Genomic DNA, 19,577 nt, shown 5'->3' with positions numbered 1-19,577 from the left:
AAAAAAAAGCCCCGCCAGTAGGGCGCAGGGCATGTTCAGGAAACTTTCGGTCTCGGGAGAAGCCCGGCTTTTTCCACAATAGTTGGGATTATCTCTTCCCAGTTGACGGCCATGATATGGACGCCGGCCACCCCTTCAATCTTTTGCAGGTGCTTGATCTGCTCCACACAAATTTCCACACCTTCGGCCTTGGGATCCTCTGCCTTCTCCATGCGCTCAATGATTTCGTCCGGTACAATCATCCCGGAAACGTATTTTTGCATGTATTTGGCCGCCTTGGGCGACTTCAAAGGCATCAAACCGGCTATAATGTAAGCCCGCTTGTGAAGTCCTCTCTCCCTGACCATTTCCATCCAGCGTTCAAAACGTTCCATCTCGAAGATGCACTGGGTCTGGATAAAGTCAGCTCCGGCATTGATTTTCTTCTCCAGGCGCAATACGCGATACTCGAAAGGATCCCCGAAAGGATTGGCTACGGCACCGATAAAGAAGCGGGGCTCGTCTTTCTTGATTTCCTCGCCGCAGATAAACTTCTTCTCGTCCCGCATGTCCTTTACGGCCTTGACCAGCTGGATGGAGTCAATGTCGTGCACGTTCTTGCTACTGGGGTGATTGCCAAAAGACTGGTGGTCTCCCGACAGGCACAGGACGTTCCGGATACCCAGACTGTATGCGCCGAGCAGATCGCTCTGCAGTCCGATCCGGTTCCGGTCCCTAACGGTCATCTGGATAATAGGCTCGCCTCCGGCCCGCAGCACGTGAACACCGGCAGCTATACTGGAAAGGCGGACGATAGCGGTCTGGTTGTCCGTCAGGTTCATAGCGTCCACATAGTCTTTCAGCATTTGCGCATGATGATATACAACTTCACCGTTGGCACTTTTAGGCGGACCGATTTCCCCGCTGACTACGAATTCTCCTTGGCTCAAGAGCTTTTCCAGTTTGCTTTCCGTTTTCATGAAATCATCACGTCCTCCCTAACAACCTTCCTGGGACCGCCATCCCGGGATTTCGACCAGTCTTTGACCGGTTCAATTTCCAACAGGACATCCAGCTTGCCGAGGGACTTCATCCGGTCGTAAATCAACTGCCAGGCACAGTCAATGTCCTTGCCGACCTCACACTTGCCGTTCTGGGAACCACCGCAGGGACCGTTTAAAATACTCTTGGAGCAGCGAATGATAGGACAGATACCTCCCGTCTTGTACAGGATACATTCGCCGCAAAGGCCGCAACGTTCTTCCCAGACGCCGTGTTCAATAGCGCCACCGGCAAATTTCGTATTGAGGGCGGGTACAACCCACTTGGGGAAGCGCTCGGCTATAAACTGGACACCGACACCGCACGCCATGGACAGTATGAGGTCTATATCATCGGTAATGTGTTTCTCCAACATGTCCATATATTCCGGGTCACACTGGCGGGGCAGGGTCACCTCTACCGTCTCCAGCGGTTTTTGTTCCTTCTTCCGCAACATCCTGAGAGCGGAAGCCAGGATGCCGACTTCTTTTTCCCCTCCCGCCAGGCAGACCGTAACGCAACCGCCACATCCTACGACCAGGATTTTGTTGGCTCCTTCTATCAACTTGGCAATCTCGGCAATGGGTTTACTTTCGGCAACAATCATCTTGTCATGTCACCCACTTTCTCATCGTCTTCTTTGCCGGTAGCCGCTTCTCTGCGACCGGCATAATTTTGGTTAAGGGGACTGGGCCCCAGCTTTTTAATTTTCTCGGTCATTTCCTGGGCAATTTCGGCAAAGCGGGGTCCCATGGATCCAGACAGGTTGAAAAACTCAACCCTTTCACCGCCGATGCCTATTTCATCCAAGAGTTTCTTTAACCCTTTAATACGCCGCTTGGACATAATGTTGCCCCTCAGAAAATGGCAGTCACCTTCTAGACAGCCGGCCACATAGACCCCGTCGGCTCCTTGCTCAAAGGCTTCCAGGATGACCCTCACATCCGCCTTGCCTGAGCAGGGCAGTTCGATCAGACGAATGTTGGGCGGGTACTGGAGACGCATAGAACCGGCCAGGTCCGCAGCCGAGTAAGCGCAGTAATAGCAGCAGAAAGCCACAATTTTCGGTTCAAACTCGCTCATTTAACGCACCTCCCCAAATAACCCCGCCACTTTAGCCAGGAGCTGCTCGTCCTTGTAGTGTTGCAACTGAATGGCTTTGGCCGGGCATTCAGCGGCACAGGTACCGCATCCCTGGCACTGGACGGCATTTATTTCCGCCACAAATCTCTCATTAATTCTGGGTACGTTGTAGGGACACGCCCTTACACAGGTCAGACAGGCAGCGCACTTCTCCTCATCAACGGTAGCCACTACACCACCCACCATAAGATTTTCTTTGGAAAGAATGGTACATGCTCTGGCCACTGCTCCCTGAGCCTGGTATATTGCCTCGGATACGAACTTCGGTGAATGAGCGGCTCCGCAGAGGAATATTCCTGCCGACGGAAAATCAATGGGCCCCAGCTTGGCGTGAGTCTCTACGAAGAACTGATCTTCGTTCAGAGTCAGTTTTAGCATGCTGGCCAGGGACTGAATACCATCCGGAGCCACCGTGGCGGTAGCTAATACCACCTGATCCGGCCACAGGACAATGTTGGACCCGGCCGCCTCGTCAAAGATTTCTAATTCCAGAACCCCTACGTTCCGCTGGCGGAGTTCGGGCTTGCGCTCCGGATCATAATGGATGAACACAACCCCTTTCTCCCGAGCTTCCTTGTAATACTCTTCCATGAACCCGTAAGTCCGGATGTCACGGTAAAGGATATAAACCTGGGTGTTGGGACTTAGTTCCTTAATCTTCAGGGCATTCTTTATGGACTGAGCGCAACAGGTCCGGCTGCAGTATTTTCTTTCCTCATCCCGGGACCCTACGCACTGGATCATTACCACCTGCTTGATTTTTTCTCCCTGCCATTGCCCGGATGCCAGTTGTTGCTCCAGCTGAGTATTGGTGATTACCCGTTCGTCCTGGCCCATCAGGTACTCGTCCGGAATGTACTCCTGAGCGCCCGTGGCAATGATTACTACGCCATGCTCCAGCTTGATGGTCTTCCGCACATGTTCTCGCTCAGGTGTCGCCTGGGAGATAGTGGTAACAAAGTGTCCCTGGTGGCCGCCGAAATCTTCCAGACGAGCATTGCAGTACACCGTAATCATATCATTTGCTTCCACCTTAGCAATCGTTTCCTTCAAAAATTGCTGCAGGTCCTGGCCGTCAATGCTGTACCGGAGGTTCCGCAAATATCCGCCCAGTTCCGGTTCCTTCTCCACCAGGTAAGAAGCAAACCCTTGTTCCGCCATGGAAAGCGCCGCCGTCATTCCGGCAATCCCGCCTCCCACAATCAGCGCCTTGGGAACTACCGGAACCGGATGCAGGTGCAGAGGTTCATGACCTCTAACCTTGGCTACGGCAGCCCGTACCAGGTCTTTAGCCTTTTCCGTAGCCTTATCGGGTGTTTCCCGGTGTACCCAGGAACACTGGTCCCGGATGTTGGCCATCTCGAAGAGAAACTGGTTGAGCCCCGCCTCCCGGCAGGCTTCCCGGAACAGAGGCTGGTGGGTCCTGATGGTACAGGAAGCCACCACTACCCGGTTCAAGTTCTGTTCCTCCACTACCTCTTTGATCTTCTTCAAAGTATCCTGAGAACAGGTATAGAGATTTTCTTCCGCGTGAACTACGCCGGGAAGAGTTTTAGCAAACTCTACCACCTGCGGTACATCTACAATCGCTCCAATGTTTATGCCGCAGTGACAGACAAATACTCCTATCCGCGGTTCCTCCCGGCTTACATCTTTCTCCGCGGGATATTCCTTATGCCGCTGTAACTGGCCCCTGGCTTCTGCCAGCATGCCGCTTGCCGTAGCCGCAGCGGCACTGGCATTCATGACCGTCTCCGGAATATCTCGCGGTCCCTGGAAGGCTCCCGCCACATAAATGCCTTCCCGGCTGGATTCGGTCGGATTAAGGCTGTTGGTTTCCGCAAACCCATATTTATTCAGTCGGATACCAAGAGCATCGGCCAATTCCTGGGCCGACTTGGGCGGACGTACTCCGACCGCCAGGACTACCAGGTCAAACTCTTCCGTAACCACTTCCCCGTCCTTCAGGTACTGAATAAACAGGTTCTTGGTATGGGGATCCTCTTTGACGGAAGAAATCATGGTACGTACATAGCGTACTCCCGCCGCCTTGGCCGAGTCTACATATTTATCAAAGTTTTTCCCATAAGAGCGCATATCCAGGTAGAAGATAGTCGGTTCAATATTGCTGTCATGTTCCCGGGCAATAATTGCTTCTTTCGTTGAGTACATGCAGCAGATAGATGAACAATACTCGCTGCCATCGCGGGCACAATCCCGTGAACCGACGCACTGGATAAAGGCCACCCTAACCGGCGGTTTCCCGTCCGACGGCCGCTCCACATGCCCTTTGGTAGGACCGGTAGAACTCAGCAATCGCTCAAATTCCATGCTGGTCAAGACGTTTTCGTAAACGCCATAGCCAAATTCACCGGTCAGACGGGCATCGAACAGGTCATAGCCGGGAGCGGCAATGATGGCTCCGACCTTAATCTCCTCCGTTGTTTCCGTCTGCCAGTGCTGAACCGCCTTCTTCTTGCATACCGCCTCACACTGAAGACACTCGGAACAGATCCCGCAGTTCAGACACCGCTGGGCCTCTTCTATGGCCATTTCTTCCGTAAAGCCCAGGTATACTTCTCGGAAGTCCTTTGTTCTTTCTGACGGGTCGGCCATTGGCTGAACCACCCGTCTCCCGCTCCGGTAAACCGTCTTATCCGGGGGAGTGAGTTTAGCCGGTTTCGAACGCTCCCGGCCGGCTTTTATATCTTCACCGTTCAGGTAACGGTGAATAGATTCCGCGGCTTCATGGGCGCTGGCCACTGCTTCCACCACCGAAGCCGGTCCGCTGACGATGTCGCCGCAGGCAAAGACGCCCTCCGCCCCAGTAGCCATGGTCACGGGATCTACCACAATAGTACCCTGGCGGGTAATCTCTATTCCGCCGTCCTGGGGCAGAAAAGAAAGGTCTGATGCCTGGCCAATGGCTACTATGACCATATCGGCATCAAAGGTTTTCTCCGACCCCTCTACAAACTGGGGATTAAACCGGCCTTCTGCATCAAATACCGCACTGCACTGAATCAGTTCGACCCCGGTTACCCTCTTCCCGTCTCCCAGGAAACGCTTGGGACCCCAAGAAGGATGAACTTGCACTCCTTCTTCAATAGCTTCCTCGATTTCCCATTCATGGGCCGGCATTTCCTCGCGGGATTCCAGGCAGGCAAGATGAACTTCCTCGGCCCCCAGTCTCAAAGCAGTCCGGGCCGCGTCGATAGCGACGTTTCCACCTCCGATAATTAACACCCTCCTGCCTACCGGAGGTTTTTCACCCAAGGCAGCCTGGCGCAGGAAATCCAGGGCTCCGACTATTCCCTCTTGGTCGGATCCCTCGATCTTCAACAGGCGGCTTTTTTGGGTTCCCACCGCAATCAAAATGGCCCGGTATCCCTGCTTTTTGAGCTCGTCAAAGCTAATGTCCTTGCCAATATGCGTATTTCCGCGGAACTCAATTCCCGCTCCCAGAATCCATGCCGTCTCCCTTTTCACAACCTCTTCCGGTAATCGGTAACGCGGTATGCCGGCGCGTAGCATTCCCCCCGGTTCCGGCAGGGCGTCAAAAACGGTTACCTGATAACCCTTTAAGGACAAATCCAGAGCCGCCGTCAGTCCGGCCGGGCCGGCTCCTATCACCGCTATCTTCTCCGAGCGTTTCTCCTCCGGCTGGGGCGAAGCTGCCGTTTCCTCCGTCCAACCGTAGTCAAAGGCCGCTCTCTTCAGATAGGCAATAGCGATAGGATCGTCCAATTCAGCCCGGTTACACTCGGTTTCGCAAGGATGATGACAGATGCGGCCACATATACCAGCAAAGGGCATCCGGCGCCGCACTACCTCCAGGGCTTCTTTGAATTTCCCCTGCGAAATTAACGCTACATAACCCTGGGCATTGGTTCCCGCCGGACAGGTGGAACGGCAGGGAGGAGTACCCCGCTTCTCAATCATATACTTGTTGGGTACCGCCTGAGGGAACAGCTTGTACACCGCCTTCCGGTTGTCCATCTCCTGGTTGAACTCATTCTTGACCTGGACCGGGCATGCCTGCTCGCAGTCCCCACAAGCCGTACACTCTTCAATATCGATATACCGGGGAAACTTTCTAACGGTAACCGTGAAGTTGCCTTTCTCCCCTTCCACCTTCTCCACCCTGGAACAGGTGTAAAGATCAATGTTCGGGTGGCTCAAAGTATCAGTCATTTTGGGACCCAAGAGGCACATGGCGCACTCATTGGTCGGAAAAGTTTTATCCAGTTGAGTCATCTTGCCACCAATAGAAGGCTGGTCGGTCACCAGGTGCACCAGGTAGCCGGCGTTGGCCAGATCCAGAGCCGATTGCATTCCGGCAATACCACTACCGACAACCAGCACCGAACCGGTAATTTCGCTTTTCCTCCGATTCACTCTCCATCACTACCTTTTCTCAGGATTAATCTTGACCTGCTCCCTAAGAAGCAGGCAGCAAGTCCAAAGACTTCAACAACGGTGCAGGATCAATCAGGTGTTTCCGGAACCACTGTTCCGATCCCGGCAGTCCCAGAGCCAAGCCCAGGACTTCCGTGATGTACAGTACGGGAAGAGTACTGCCTCCCGGGCCTCCTCCGGCTTCATGCTGCCGGGTATCCAGGTTCGCCTGACACAAGGGACATGCACAAACAATGGCTTCCGCCCCTGCATAACGTGCCGCTTCCACAATAGTTTGGGTCAGCTTGATGACCAGTTCCGGTTGAGAAATCGATAAACTGCCTCCGCAGCAATCCGTCTTGTAAGACCAGCGAACACTGTCCGCTCCGACCTTCTCAATCAAAAGGTCCAGCTTACAGGGCTGTTCCGGGTTCTCTTCAAAAGATACAACCTTGGGAGGACGCGTTAGCAGACATCCGTAATATGCTGCCAGTTTTAAGCCCTCCAGCGGTTTTTTAATCTTGCTTTCCAGTTTTTTCAGAACTTCTGGTTCCGTCAGTACATCTACAATATGCCGGACCGCTATTTCCCCGCGGTATCTCGAACCCATAACCGCCTCAATTTCAGCGTTCAAACTCTCTCCTTTTTCCCCGCCAAAGCGGACATGGTGATCAGCGTTCCGCAACAGGTTATAACAGGCCGCACAGGGAACCACTACATCGTTTCCCTGCCTTTCCGCCAAAACCAAGTTCCGCAAAGGGAGAGCATGGGACAAGAATTCATTGGTAGAGTGAGCCGACGTCGCCCCACAGCAGTTCCAATCATTAAGTTCCTCCAACTCGATATCCAAGGCGCGGAAAACGGCCTGGTTGGAAAGGTTATACTCCTCTGCTGTTGAGTGTAAAGAACACCCCGGATAATAAGTAAACTTCATTGGCTCTTCTCCTTTGCTCTTTGGAAAATCTGTTTAATCTCCCTGAGCTGCCGTACCTTTTCCGGCAGCAGTTTCAATTTACGTCGTTTGATAAATTCTATCCCCAGTGACATATCCTGAGTGTAAGTTTTGGTTTTCAGCTTGTAGCGGGCAAGCATCCCCGCTTCATGAACCCGTCCGTAACGCTCCACTGAGGATACAAAAGCGTCGTGGAAGGCGGCCACCTTGCCTTCCGCCGCTCCGGCGGACTCTTTTAAGGCCATAGCCTTCAAAGTGTCGTTCAGGGCAGAGATATCTATACCGTTGGGACAGCGGGACTTACAGGTCTTACAGCAGGCACAGATCCAGATGCTCTTGCTCTTCAGCAACGGCTCCTTCAATCCCAACTGTACATAACGTACAATTTGGTGGGCAAAGAGGTCAAAGGCAAAGCTCATAGGACAGCCCCCGGTACATTTCTTGCACTGGTAACACCGGCCGACCGGCTGTCCCGATTTTGCCTCCACTTCCTTTACCAGCTCGAAGGAGGGCAAAACTTTCGCTTCCTGATTTTCCAAACCGACTCCCCCCTTACCATAATACTTGACTGGGGCCAGGTATACTTAAACCTGCCCCAGCCTGATTTCACCTAGCGGGTCTTAAACATTTTCACATATGAATCGCAATAAATATTTTGATTCAGGAGAATTTCCCCGGCTGCCGCCACCTTGATGAGTTCTTCGTCATTGGCATCGGCGATGGCAGCATCCAAACCGCAGGCCATGGCCATGGCCAGGTAGGTACGGTTAATCAAGGACCGATCCTGGCAGTTTTGGGAAACGTTGCTGAGACCGAGTACGGTTTTGGGAGCCGGGTTGGCCAGCATCTTAATCTGCCGCAACGTCTCCAGAACTTCCGGCCCGTGATCCTGAGCCACGTTGGCCGGCAGAATCAACGGGTCAATATACAGGTCCTCCATGGGAAGCCCGAATTCATCTGCCGCCGCCACCAGCTCCATGGCAAAAGCAAGACGGCTCTCAGAATCTTTGGGTATCCCTTTCTTGTCCATAGTCAAGCCGATAAGCTTGGCTCCGTATTTGACCGCCATGGGAAAGGCAATCTCTATCTTTTCCCTTTCCGCCGTGGTGGAGTTGATAATGGCCGGACGCTTGCACAGTTTCAGACCTTCTTCAATGGCCTTGAAGTCGGTGGAGTCCAGACACAGCGGGAGGTCGCTGACTTCTTGCACCACTTCGACCAGCCATTTCATGGCTTCTACCCGGTCGGCAGCCCCCGGACCTACGTTAATGTCCAGCGCCCTGGCTCCTCCTTCTTCCTGCTTTCTAGCCCACTCCTGTACCGGCTTCGGGTCTTTGTTCTGAATGGCTTCCTTAATATCCTTAAACATACCGTTAATCCGCTCACCAATAATTAACATTTTCTATACCCCCCGGGTTATTGAATTTTTCTTATTCATAACTGTTGGACCGCATTAACTGGTCAATAGTCCGCTTGGTCAGTTCCACGGCCTTCGGGTGCCGCATCAGGAGAATATGGGCTCCCGCCTGAAGCAGCGCACTGGCCGTAACGGCTTCCCACAAGATACCTCTATCTTCCTCTTTACCCCACTCGGGGAAATCTTGCTCCGAAGCGTTGGCTTCTTTGGTCCTCCACGCTTCATAACCAACGGTACAGAGGATTGGCATGGAGAGCATCTTGTCTCCCTGCAGTGCGCCCAAACGGGCCCGCTCCATAATCGAGTAGGCATACTCAATTCCGTAACCCAGCCCGCCAATAGAGGGGTCAATAACGATACGGTTAGTGGGCAGGTTCATTTCCGTAATCAGAATGTTCAACTGCTTGCATATATTGATGTCCAACGGAGAACGGGCGATAATGTTATGCTTGTGCACCATGCAGGCAGCTGTCAGGGACTTGTAATTTTCCTGTTCCGCAAATCCAATCAGGAGGTTCTCTCCTGCCGCAGCTTCGGCTACCGCCACCAGTACTTCATTATCTTTTTCTTCCTGCTCGCAGCCAACCACGATGAGAGGAACGCCTACTGCTTCTAAAACTTCCTTCACCGTAGCCACACATTCTTCCACCGACCGGTTGGCCCCGTCCGGATGGGCTCCGTCCAGTTTCAGATAAATGAGATCGGCTCCATATTCTTCCACACACTTTTTCGCCCACTCACCGGGCTTATCCAGAACGTCGGCAAAATGTTTGGTCAGATTCGGGCTCCAGTTTTCCGGTACTATATCCTGAACCTCCATAGCAATAACCGGGCGATTGGGCATTTCGCCCTCAAAGTGGTGGAACGGCAACGCCGCATCTCCTCCCACTTTAACCACATGGGAACGGGTACCGCCTTCTTCTTTGGTGGCGCCCAATACGACTTCGCCTACTTTAGATAAGCTTTTTTCCTTCAGAATATTAACGGCCATTTCTACTCTCCTTTCTTATCTGCTTTTTTTAGATACCGGTTTTCTTCAATATATCATTAACTGCCTGCACCGCAACGGAGTCCTCCGGCAACTGGAAGAGAGGTTTTCCGGCTACATCGTATTCCGCCACCAGAGGATCCAGTGGAACGGTGCCCAGCAGCTGCAGACCGGTCTTCTCTATCTCTTCCCGGAGAGGAGCAACTCCTTCCTCGCCGGTTTTGGTAACTACCAGGCCAATATGCTCAACTGGGGTTTTCAGGGACTGTACCAACTGGTAGACCCTTCCTGCCGACCTAACGCCCCGCACCGAAGCATCGCTGATCAAAAATAAATAATCAATGCGGGGAATGGTCTTCCGGCTAATATGCTCTAGTCCAGCTTCATTATCAATTACCAGGTAGTCGTAATTTTTGCTCAAGCTCTCCAAGTGCCTTCGCAGTAAGTCATTTGGGTAGCAGTAACACCCCGGTCCCTGAGGACCACCCATCACCAACAGGTCAACATGCTCCGTTTCGATAATGGATTGGGACAGTTTATATTCAATGAACATATCTTTGGTCATGCCGGTCGGAATTGCTTTGGGATCTTTGGTTTCATCCAGGATCTCCGAAATCATAGTATTAACTTCCAGTCCCAGTGCCTCATTAAGGTTGGCATTCGGGTCCGCGTCTAGGGCCAGGATGCTTCCTTTACCGTTTTCAACCAGGTACCTGACCATTAAGGAAGCAAAAGTAGTTTTTCCGGTGCCTCCTTTACCCGCCACTGCAATATTTCTTGCCATAATTGCAACCCACCCTTCCCTGTGTGTGTTCAACTCTGTTTAGTAGCCGACGGAAACAGCGACAAGTCCGTATGAGGCAGGAAACAAGCCGATACAAACTCATCCATAAACATAGTCCCCACGGACAGTTCTAGGTAAGTCATCTTACGCCCCAGTTCTTCCGCCTGGCGATATGCCGGTTGGGAGATAAGCGCCAGTTTTGCACCTTTGATCGAGGTGTTGCCCATAAACTCGTATTTACTCCTGTCTACATCCGGAAGCAGGCCGATCTGAATCGCATCTTCGATATTTAAATAATTACCGAAACCTCCGGCAATAATAATTTTATCTATCTGGGCCACATCCATCTGCACCGTTTTCAACAAGCTTTGAATCCCGGCAAAAACCGCTCCCTTAGAGCGTATAAGATTTTTGATGTCCCCTTCGGTCAATACAATATCCTTGCCGCATTCCGTATCTTTTCCCCACACCAGTACAAATTCCTTACCGTCTTCTGTTTCCCGCAAGCGTGGGGTATTGATGTCTTTTTGAAACTGCCCCGTCCGGTCGATAATCCCTACCCGGAGCAGCTTGGCCAGGCAATCAATCAAACCGGAGCCACAAATTCCCATAGGCTTGACATTTCCTATGGTTGCTACCTGCACTTCGTAACTCCGGGGATCAATTTCTACTCTTTCAATCGCCCCGGTCATGGCCCGCATCCCGTAGGTAATCCCCCCCCCTTCAAAGGCCGGGCCTGCGGAACAGGCACAGGATATAAGCCAGTCCCGGTTGCCCAGCACCATCTCGCCGTTGGTTCCGATATCGATAAACAGCGTCAACTCGTCGGATTCCGCCATCCCGTTAACCAACACTCCCGAGACGATATCCCCACCTACATAGCTGGCCACCGCCGGAAAGCTCAGGATCCAGGCTTCCGGGTTAATGGCAATGCCCAGTTCCTTGGCCTTTACCGGAGGGAAACTGCTGGTAACTGGGATGTACGGCTCCAGTCTTATATACTTGGGGGGAATACCCAGGAACAAATGTGCCATAGTGGTATTGCCGGCGGTCACCGCCACGTGCACATCTTCCGCCTTGATTTCATTTTTGGCCAAAAGCTTATCTACCAGGTGGTTTATGGTACCAATTACCGCCTGCTGCAATTCCTCCAGACCGTTTTCTTCTCCGGCATAGATAATCCGGGAAATAACATCGTCGCCGTACCGGGACTGGCGGTTATAGGTACCCCGCTTGTCGACAATCTGGCCGGTTTCAAGGTCCACCAGGTTGACTACCACCGTCGTAGTTCCGATGTCTACCGCCAGGCCGTAACTCTTTTTCGTAGAACGACCCGGCTCCAGGTGGAGGACCTCCGCGCAGCCGTTCAGACTGGTGAGAGTAACCGTAACCTTCCAGTCCCCTTCCCGGAGAATATCCGGCAGTTTGCGCAGGTTATCGAGACTTATTTCCAGGTCGCGGCAGTCGGTATATTTCCGCAGTTCCGCCTGGAGACGGCTAAGGTCGCTGGCATTCTCCGTAAGGGTAGGCTTATCCAGCTCCAAATAGATCTTCCGGCACAAAGGTTGAAACTCATATCCTGCCAGTTCCTCCACCTGTTTTTCTGCCAGCAGGCCTACCGGCTTATTGTCCAAAAGCACTTGGTGTTCATCCAGGCGGGAATCCCGGGGCACCTCCACCACCGCGTGTCCTTCCACCCTGGTCTGGCAGGCTAGAACGTACCCCGCTGTCTTGAGCTTGGCGGAAATGTTGCCTCCTCCCACGGACACCTTACCTTCTTTCACCTTCAAGACACAGCGGCCACAGGTACCCTTGCCCCCGCACGTGCTTTTCAACTCTATACCGGCCAGAGAAGCCGCCCGCAGGAGACTAGTACCCGTTTCTACCTGTACTGCTACGTTGTCGGGGAAAAATAGTACGGAATGCTTACTCATTCAACCACTCCTATGCAAATTGGCTTTTAGCAAAGGCCGGGATTCCAGAAGCTTCCCGCGGTCCAACCAGTACTTTCCAACCCGAAGCTTCCTCCAGCTTTCCTTTCAAAACGGCTACATAACCGGGAATGACCACTGTCCGGTGCGAAACTTTCTCTTCCACGCCCGACTTCTTCAGTACCTCGGCAATTTTTTCCGCTTCAAACTTGCCGGCGGCATAAGCGGTCAACACTGAGGTCCCATCAGTATCAACGGGCAGGATATAGCTAGGTATCTTGCTGGCTTCTACTTCGCCCTCGACGGAGTAGTAGGTCAAGGAGAAGTTAGTGGTAATATAAACAGGAGAGTTCTCATTGACATCGCCCACAGCGTTGAGTTTTTCCTCTACCTGAATGGGAACCTGCGGGTCGGTGTACAGGTTTTGCCTCCAGGATAACAGAGGCAGGACATGAGCCTTCTCGGTGGTATTCATGACCACCACACTGGCGTACTTGGATATATAGGCTACCGCCTGTACGACTTCAGCCAGCGGATCTTCCTCGGTAGTAAAGGCGATTATCGGGTACCCAAAGGGACGGAAACGTTTCTTGATGGCCTGGCGCCTGATCTGGGTGAAATCGGCAATAGCCCGAGAGGTTTCGCGACTACCCGGATCAATTACCAGTTGCTTGTGGCCCAGTCCGACTACTTTTTCTACCAATTCGGCCAGGCTGGAAAGATCGTTCCCCTTAACCGCCAACGGGCACTCGTTTTTCTTGGCCAGTTCGGTCATCTGCTCGTAATTATCGGCGGTGGCAGCATAAATTAACGGCTTCCGGGCTGCAACCACTGACAGGGCTTGCTCCATAGCTCCTGTATCTTCGCTGATAAGGATCAAAGCCAGATTGGTTTTTCCGGCTACCGTCTCCACAGCCTTCTTGAACGCAGCCGCATCTCCGGAGTCGTTTTTAACGGCTACAAACTGTATTTTGTACTCCAGACCGACCCGGACGAACGTCAGGCCGTTGATCTCGTCCAATCGGGCATTCAGTTCCTCTTCGCTCATGGTATCGCTTACGGTGAAAGCCATTGCCGTTTCATGATAGAACTTCTTGTCGTGACGGAAGAGTTCGGTTTCGTCCCCCAGTTCCACTACGTTATCCCCAACGCCAACTTTAACCAAGGCTATTGGCGGAGCGGAAGCAGCCTCCAGGGCCTCCCGGGCCGCATCGGAAACGTAAGGGCAGGCATCGAGGGACGCCTTTCCGGCAGCCAGGGACATAGCAAAAGCTAGGCAGGTTGGAGGTCCGCATTCTCCACAGTTCTTCTTTGGTAGCTGCTTGTAAATTTCAAGACCTGTTAAACCCATACACCTTCTCCTTTCCATATATTTTATTCTTTCAGGCTCTAAGTTCAGCCTAAACAAACGGCAGAAGGCGCCGGCCAACTCAGTTGGCCGGCGTCCTACCGTTTTTAAGCTACATCAAGGGATCCATAGTCAAAGCGGGATGTCCTTTTTCTTCCAGGAAAGGCAGGATTTCTTCCGCCGTGGTACCTACCGTCTCGTCGGCTATCTTGTCAATGAAATCTTCTCCCAGCCCTTCCTCAACACTCCGCTTGACAAAATCCTCCCGCAGGAATTCCTTGAGTTCCTTCGGCATCCAGACGATCCTGGCTATACCGCCATCAGCCGGAATAAACTTTTTGCTGACGATGTAGCTCCTACCGATACCCATGAAGCCCGGTGTCTGAACCCCGCCGCCAATAGAACCGGCCAGCGTGGAAAAGGTCATACCGCAGGGTGTCATGCCGCCGTGCTCCCGGGTGGTAATCATGATCCCGTTACATTCCGGTACTATGGCCATAATAGCCTCGAAGCAACCGCAGGAGGTCATGGGTTTATCCATCATACTGTAAATGTTAACCTCTTCCAGGTTGCGGTTGGAGTTCTTGTAAACATATTCGTTGACGCTCTTCCACATACCCTTGACCGGGTCAATAGCTTCGCCCTTGGGGATGGGCTGGTTAGGCCCGGCGTTGTTAATCTCATAGGAAGCTTTGGCATCCAGCCAGCTTACCGCTCCGCAGAGACCCACCCTCTCGGGGGTAACGATGCAGACGTGGTTGGGAGCGAACGACTGGCAAAGGACGCAGCTGTAGAAGGTGTCCACGGACTCGTCCGTAAGGCCTTTGAGCCTTTCGTCTCTCTGCCGGTATTTTTCCCGAGCTATCTTGATTTTCTCTTCTACCTGTTCGGGATCGGTATAGATGGTTACCTGTACCCGGTCTACAATAGCCGGGAATTCTTCTTTCATCTTGGCAATCAGTATCTCGCCGTAATGGCGGAACTTGAAGCCTTTAGCCACCGCTTCCTTGCTGATACGCAGCCAGTTAATGGCCCGCTGGCCGGTATGCCAGAGACCTTCCCCGTAGTTGATAAAATCGTGGATCCGGCGTTCCAGCACTCCCTCGAAGTCCTCCTGCATTTTGCGTCCGTAGATGTCTACTATAATACCCAAGGGGAGACGGTCTCCTTCCTTAAACTCATCAATCTCCGGACCTACTACCTCGATCTTGCCGTCTTCGATTTCATCCTCGCCTACGGTGCGTACCAGCTCGAATGCAGTAGTACGCTGGCCGCCCATTTCTACGTACATATCCCCTTTACGGATGGTTTCCCCTTCAAAGGCGGGACCAAAGTTGATGGGAATATCTATTTCGGTGATGGTCAGCTTGATGCCGCGGACTTCCAGGGCCGTCTGTACCATCTTGTCGTAGTCCGGCTGGGAAATGAACCAGTCGGGAATCTGCTCGTCTTCAGCCAGTTCCTGGTCGGTAATGACCGGGAACCCTACGAAAATCGCCCCCATGCAGGCCGCCGTCTTAACCATATCGTGCTCGCCCAGGTAAAGGACGAAGGCGCGCACCCGTCGGCGCTGGTAATCCCGGTGTTCCTCTCTTAATCCGGGAGCAATACCACCAAACATCATCCCGGCCCGCAGGGCGTAGTTGGCCGCATGAACCACCTGGGTGAAATTACCCAGCGGGTAGGCAATATAGTCGACACCCAATTTGATGTTCTCTTCTAACAACTGTTCAATAACCTCGTCGCACAGGAACAGCATAAATCCTTTACTCATCAGGTCGTTGACAATTTTGGCCAGTTTTTTGCTGTCTTTGGCCCGGCCGATGATCACCGCTTCTCCGGGAATCGTCCAGTCCACCATCTTGATACCGAAACGGCGGACTACCGGGTCCCCTATAAAGCCGGTCCAGGGCTCCGGCGCCAGCGGCTTCTCAGGATCATACTTCAGGTAGCGCAACGCCTCGATGATTTCCGCCGCATACCAAGTAGCCTCGCCGGCTAAACGGGCGTTCTCAAAAGTAAGCTCCGATTTTATTTGAGCCCGCATCCGGTTCAGGATTGGGGGTAGGTCTCCCAATTTCTTAACTTCTTCACCGCTCAGGCACCGGATTACCGGCAGGTAATAGGCGGTGTCGGGATAGCCCACCGGATGATCCGGTCCGTATTTCCGGATGGCCTTGTTCAGCAAAATTTCCGCGTAGCTAACCGCCGTAATGGCACCGTTGTAGACCTCCCGGAAGAGCTTTTTGGGTTCCTTTCCAGGTTCTATCGCGCCTTCGTAGATGGCATCAAAGTTCTTAGCTTCCTGACTCATGCAGTGTCCTCCTTTCGGAATTAACTTTCCTTAACTTTCTCAAGCTCTCCTCCCACCGGCTTAGTAGTTCTGGCAAAGTTCAGTCTCAAATTTCTCCGCCGTTTGCCGGTGGATACCCAATTTCCAGGTGCGGTATTCGAGAGCATTGAGTATTTTCTTGGCAGCAACTTCCGGGTCTAACTCAAAGATGAAATGGCCTCCGTAAACATCATGGGCAATCTGCGTAACGATACTGTACATCAAATCGCTTCCCTCAATCGGGGGCATGCTTCCAACATGAGTAGGAACGCCCAGAGCCACAAACCAGGAACCAATGGCCGTTGCCTTACCGCTCATGGCTTCGGGAGCTGTGGCCACGAAGGGCACCTTCGGCGTGTCCACCCCGAGTTCTTCCGCCATGGCTACCAGAAGATCCGCCGCCCTGGTGTTGTCCACGCAGGAACCGACGTGGAATGCCGGCGGCAGCGGGGTGGAAAGGTTAGCTTTTTCATTCAGCCGGTTAAGGAAGTTCTTCAGCCCTTCACCGGCATACTCCTCCACCGCTTCCGGTGCCAGCAGTCCATGCTTGGCCAAGGCATGGGCCGAACATCCGGTTGCCAGTACAAAAACGTCGTTCTTGAGCAGTTCCCTGGCTATGGTGATATGGCTGTTGTCCTGGAAGGTCTTCAGGTTGTTGCAGCCAGCCATCAGGACAACGCCCTTGAGCTCACCGGACTTAATGGCGTCAGTCAAGACGCTTATCGGGTTATCGGGATTGACCGACCCAAAAATTTCCATTAAAGCTTCCAAGCTAAAGCCGGCAACTACTTTGTTCTTGACGTCGGGTATCGATACTTTTCGTCCGTCGCGTTTCTTATATGCCTCAATGGCAATACGGATGGCTTTCTTGGCATCTTCCAAAGCGTTCTCTACACGGAAGTCGATGTGGTGAGAACCGGGAATCTTGGCGATGGGTGAAGTAGTGATGATCTCCGTATGATAGCATTCAGCTACCTGACGAATGCTGGGCATGATACACTGTACGTCCACGATCATGGCATCAACCGCTCCGGTCACGATGGCCAGCTCTGTGGAGGCAAAGGAAGTAGCCAGGGGAACGCCTCTCCGCATCAGAACCTCGTTACCGGTACAGCAGATACCTACCACATTGATGCCTTTGGCTCCAGCCGCGGTCGCTTCTCCTTCCAGTTCTTTGGCCGCCTTTACCACCATCTCGCTGAGCAGCGGGTTATGCCCGTGAACGGCAATATTGACCTTTTCCGCGTCCAAAGTACCCAGGTTGGCTTCGCTGACTACCGGTTCGGGAGTACCGAACAGCACGTCGGAAAGGTCAGTAGCGATGTGCATACCCAGGTAGTCCGCCAAAGCAGTGCGCAGGGCGCTGAATACAATGTTAACCGGGTCATCATCATTTTCCGGTATGAGCTTGGGCCAGCAGGTCGGAAATCACCCCATGCACTCCAGAAGGCATAATGTCGCATTCCTGGAATTTTTCGATCCGGCCCTGATTCAGGGTAGTGTGCATCCACAGGGACTCGCCGAATCCGGGAAGGCGGCTAAAATCCTCCAGAGCTTTTTCAGCCACTTCCCGCGCCAAGTCGGTATCGGACTTGCCTTCCACGTCCAGGCCGATCCTTTTCGCTACCCGGCGCAACTTGGCCCCATCGGTTACTCCGTAATCAGGCGTCTTGCCTTCAGCCATCTCCAGCACCGTATGAGCGATATGCCGGGCATGTTCACAATGGGAAGCCGCTCCCGTAGCAATCAGGGTACCTACGCTCCGGGCCACTATTGTCCAGGCGGAAGCGCCGCAAATTCCCTTGGAGGCAGGTCCTTCATCCGCCTTGATCCGGCAGGGACCCATCATGCAGAAACGGCAACATATTCCCCGGTAGCCGAACTGGCATTGGGGCTGCTGGGCTACCAGCCGATCAAAGGCCGTAATCACATTATCCTGAGCCGCCTTCTCCAACATCTCCCGGGCAGCCGGGTCAATAGTACGTACCCGGTTCTTTCTATCCATAACTCGTTCTGCATCTGAAGGCCTGCAGGTGTGTTCAGGATCTCTGAATCTTGGCATTTCTTTAAACCTCCTTGATCAGTAGTCAAAATTACTAACAAAGTACTGGGTTAACTTGCTAGTTATTATTCACCTCCCTTTTAATACGCTGCCCAATAACTGCTATGCTTTTTTGAATTTGTTCCGGGGCCTCTTGAGGCTCTGTGCCCATAGCAGCATCAAGCACGGCATCGTCAAAGTGAACTATCCCCAACACCTGCTCCCGCGGAAAGCTATCGTAGATAAAATTCTCTTCTCTTTCGCTTCTTACTTTGTTGCCCACGAACCGTACCCGGTTCACTCCCAGATCGTGGGCCAGTCTCTCTACCACTCTTGCCGTCTGCACACTCACCCGGCTGGGTTCGGTAACCACAATCATGATATCCACCCCCCCAGCCGTACCGCGGGTCAGGTGTTCTATTCCTGCACCCATATCCAATATCACTACTTCTTCTTTCTTCAGAAGAAGAGAATTTACCAAAGCGTTCAGGACAGAATTTTCGCGGCAATAACAGGAAGAGCCTCCTTGTTTTACCGCACCCATTTTAAAGAAAACGATATTGCCGTGGCTGACGCTGTACTGCTCCAGCAGGTCATCCACATCCGGGTTCAAGGTAAAGAAAGCTCCCCCGCCGCCGCTCTTTTCGGCAATGACTTCTCTCATATCCACTATAGGTTTTATTCCCTCGGTCAATTCCTGAGGTATTCCCAAGACCATACCCAGGCTGGTATCCGGGTCGGCATCAACCGCATAAACTCGAAAACCCTGCTCCGCAAAATACCTGGCCAGTCCTGCGGAAATGGTAGTCTTACCTACACCGCCTTTTCCCGAGACTGCGATCTTCATCCCTACACCCCTTCTGTATGGTATGTACCGCCTGTGCTCTTAACTCCGCTCACTACCGACCGCCCGGAAAAAGCTAATGTAAGCGCACAAAGCTTAAAATTATTAATTATTTCTCCATCATAGTTCAAATTCCTTTTTTAACTAACTCTTAACCGAAATTGCTTCAAAAAGCAGACTTTCTTTTTCAAAAATTCAAACAATCAAGATATATGCTTCTACAAAAAAACAGCTATTCCTTCAATGTGAACAAATGCACTAAACTTTTTCGGTTAAAATAAAGAGTTTAGCGGCAATATTGACCGGCGAACGGTAGAACAAATTCATAAAGATGGTGCCAGGCCGACCTGGCACCATCTTCAAGTTTTCTTGGCATATC

General features: G+C 52.5%; 13 protein-coding genes and 1 pseudogene. All 14 read right to left on the bottom strand.

Annotated elements, in window-relative coordinates; translation table 11 throughout:
* Positions 1 to 35: 35 nt before the first annotated feature.
* Positions 36 to 959, bottom strand: a complete 924-nt coding sequence (locus KKC1_RS04525) for a methylenetetrahydrofolate reductase (RefSeq protein WP_088553315.1) — start codon at positions 957 to 959, stop codon at positions 36 to 38.
* Positions 956 to 1,627: a methylenetetrahydrofolate reductase C-terminal domain-containing protein gene (locus KKC1_RS04520; RefSeq protein WP_088553314.1), complete on the bottom strand. Its 672-nt coding sequence runs from the start codon at positions 1,625 to 1,627 to the stop codon at positions 956 to 958. Before KKC1_RS04520 ends, KKC1_RS04525 begins: the two co-directional genes overlap by 4 nt.
* Positions 1,624 to 2,103 carry a hydrogenase iron-sulfur subunit gene (locus KKC1_RS04515; protein WP_088553313.1) on the bottom strand — a complete coding sequence of 160 codons (480 nt, stop codon included), beginning with the start codon at positions 2,101 to 2,103 and terminating at the stop codon, positions 1,624 to 1,626. The genes KKC1_RS04520 and KKC1_RS04515 overlap by 4 nt, the downstream gene beginning before the upstream one ends.
* Positions 2,104 to 6,561 (bottom strand): FAD-dependent oxidoreductase, encoded by a 4,458-nt coding sequence (locus KKC1_RS04510; RefSeq protein ID WP_238134201.1) that lies wholly within the window; start codon positions 6,559 to 6,561, stop codon positions 2,104 to 2,106.
* Between the two features lie 43 nt (positions 6,562 to 6,604).
* The gene (locus KKC1_RS04505) at positions 6,605 to 7,495 is read right to left on the bottom strand and encodes a CoB--CoM heterodisulfide reductase iron-sulfur subunit B family protein (RefSeq protein WP_088553312.1); all 891 of its coding nucleotides are present in this window, start codon (positions 7,493 to 7,495) and stop codon (positions 6,605 to 6,607) included.
* Positions 7,492 to 8,052, bottom strand: a complete 561-nt coding sequence (locus KKC1_RS04500) for a 4Fe-4S dicluster domain-containing protein (protein WP_088553311.1) — start codon at positions 8,050 to 8,052, stop codon at positions 7,492 to 7,494. Before KKC1_RS04500 ends, KKC1_RS04505 begins: the two co-directional genes overlap by 4 nt.
* A 71-nt stretch (positions 8,053 to 8,123) precedes the next feature.
* Positions 8,124 to 8,912 (bottom strand): methyltetrahydrofolate cobalamin methyltransferase, encoded by a 789-nt coding sequence (locus tag KKC1_RS04495; RefSeq protein ID WP_088553310.1) that lies wholly within the window; start codon positions 8,910 to 8,912, stop codon positions 8,124 to 8,126.
* 31 nt (positions 8,913 to 8,943) lie between these two features.
* Complete coding sequence (cdhD, locus tag KKC1_RS04490) at positions 8,944 to 9,921, bottom strand: CO dehydrogenase/acetyl-CoA synthase subunit delta (protein ID WP_088553309.1); 978 nt, start codon at positions 9,919 to 9,921, stop codon at positions 8,944 to 8,946.
* A 28-nt stretch (positions 9,922 to 9,949) separates the two neighbouring features.
* On the bottom strand, positions 9,950 to 10,702 hold the full coding sequence (locus KKC1_RS04485; protein WP_088553308.1) for an ATP-binding protein: 753 nt from the start codon (positions 10,700 to 10,702) through the stop codon (positions 9,950 to 9,952).
* A gap of 29 nt (positions 10,703 to 10,731) precedes the next feature.
* On the bottom strand, positions 10,732 to 12,636 hold the full coding sequence (locus KKC1_RS04480; RefSeq protein WP_088553307.1) for an ASKHA domain-containing protein: 1,905 nt from the start codon (positions 12,634 to 12,636) through the stop codon (positions 10,732 to 10,734).
* A gap of 10 nt (positions 12,637 to 12,646) precedes the next feature.
* The gene (gene acsC, locus KKC1_RS04475; protein ID WP_088553306.1) at positions 12,647 to 13,984 is read right to left on the bottom strand and encodes an acetyl-CoA decarbonylase/synthase complex subunit gamma; all 1,338 of its coding nucleotides are present in this window, start codon (positions 13,982 to 13,984) and stop codon (positions 12,647 to 12,649) included.
* Positions 13,985 to 14,093: 109 nt separating this feature from the next.
* Positions 14,094 to 16,295 carry an acetyl-CoA decarbonylase/synthase complex subunit alpha/beta gene (gene acsB, locus KKC1_RS04470; RefSeq protein WP_088553305.1) on the bottom strand — a complete coding sequence of 734 codons (2,202 nt, stop codon included), beginning with the start codon at positions 16,293 to 16,295 and terminating at the stop codon, positions 14,094 to 14,096.
* A gap of 60 nt (positions 16,296 to 16,355) precedes the next feature.
* Positions 16,356 to 18,375 (bottom strand): annotated as a pseudogene (cooS, locus tag KKC1_RS17350) (anaerobic carbon-monoxide dehydrogenase catalytic subunit).
* Between the two features lie 58 nt (positions 18,376 to 18,433).
* Positions 18,434 to 19,201: an ATP-binding protein gene (locus KKC1_RS04460; protein ID WP_088553304.1), complete on the bottom strand. Its 768-nt coding sequence runs from the start codon at positions 19,199 to 19,201 to the stop codon at positions 18,434 to 18,436.
* Between the last annotated feature and the right edge of the window lie 376 nt (positions 19,202 to 19,577).

The organism is Calderihabitans maritimus (genome assembly GCF_002207765.1).
Lineage (GTDB): Bacteria > Bacillota > KKC1 > Calderihabitantales > Calderihabitantaceae > Calderihabitans > Calderihabitans maritimus.
The sequence above is the reverse complement of the archived record's forward strand: the minus strand, read 5'-3'. Positions and strand labels throughout refer to the sequence as shown.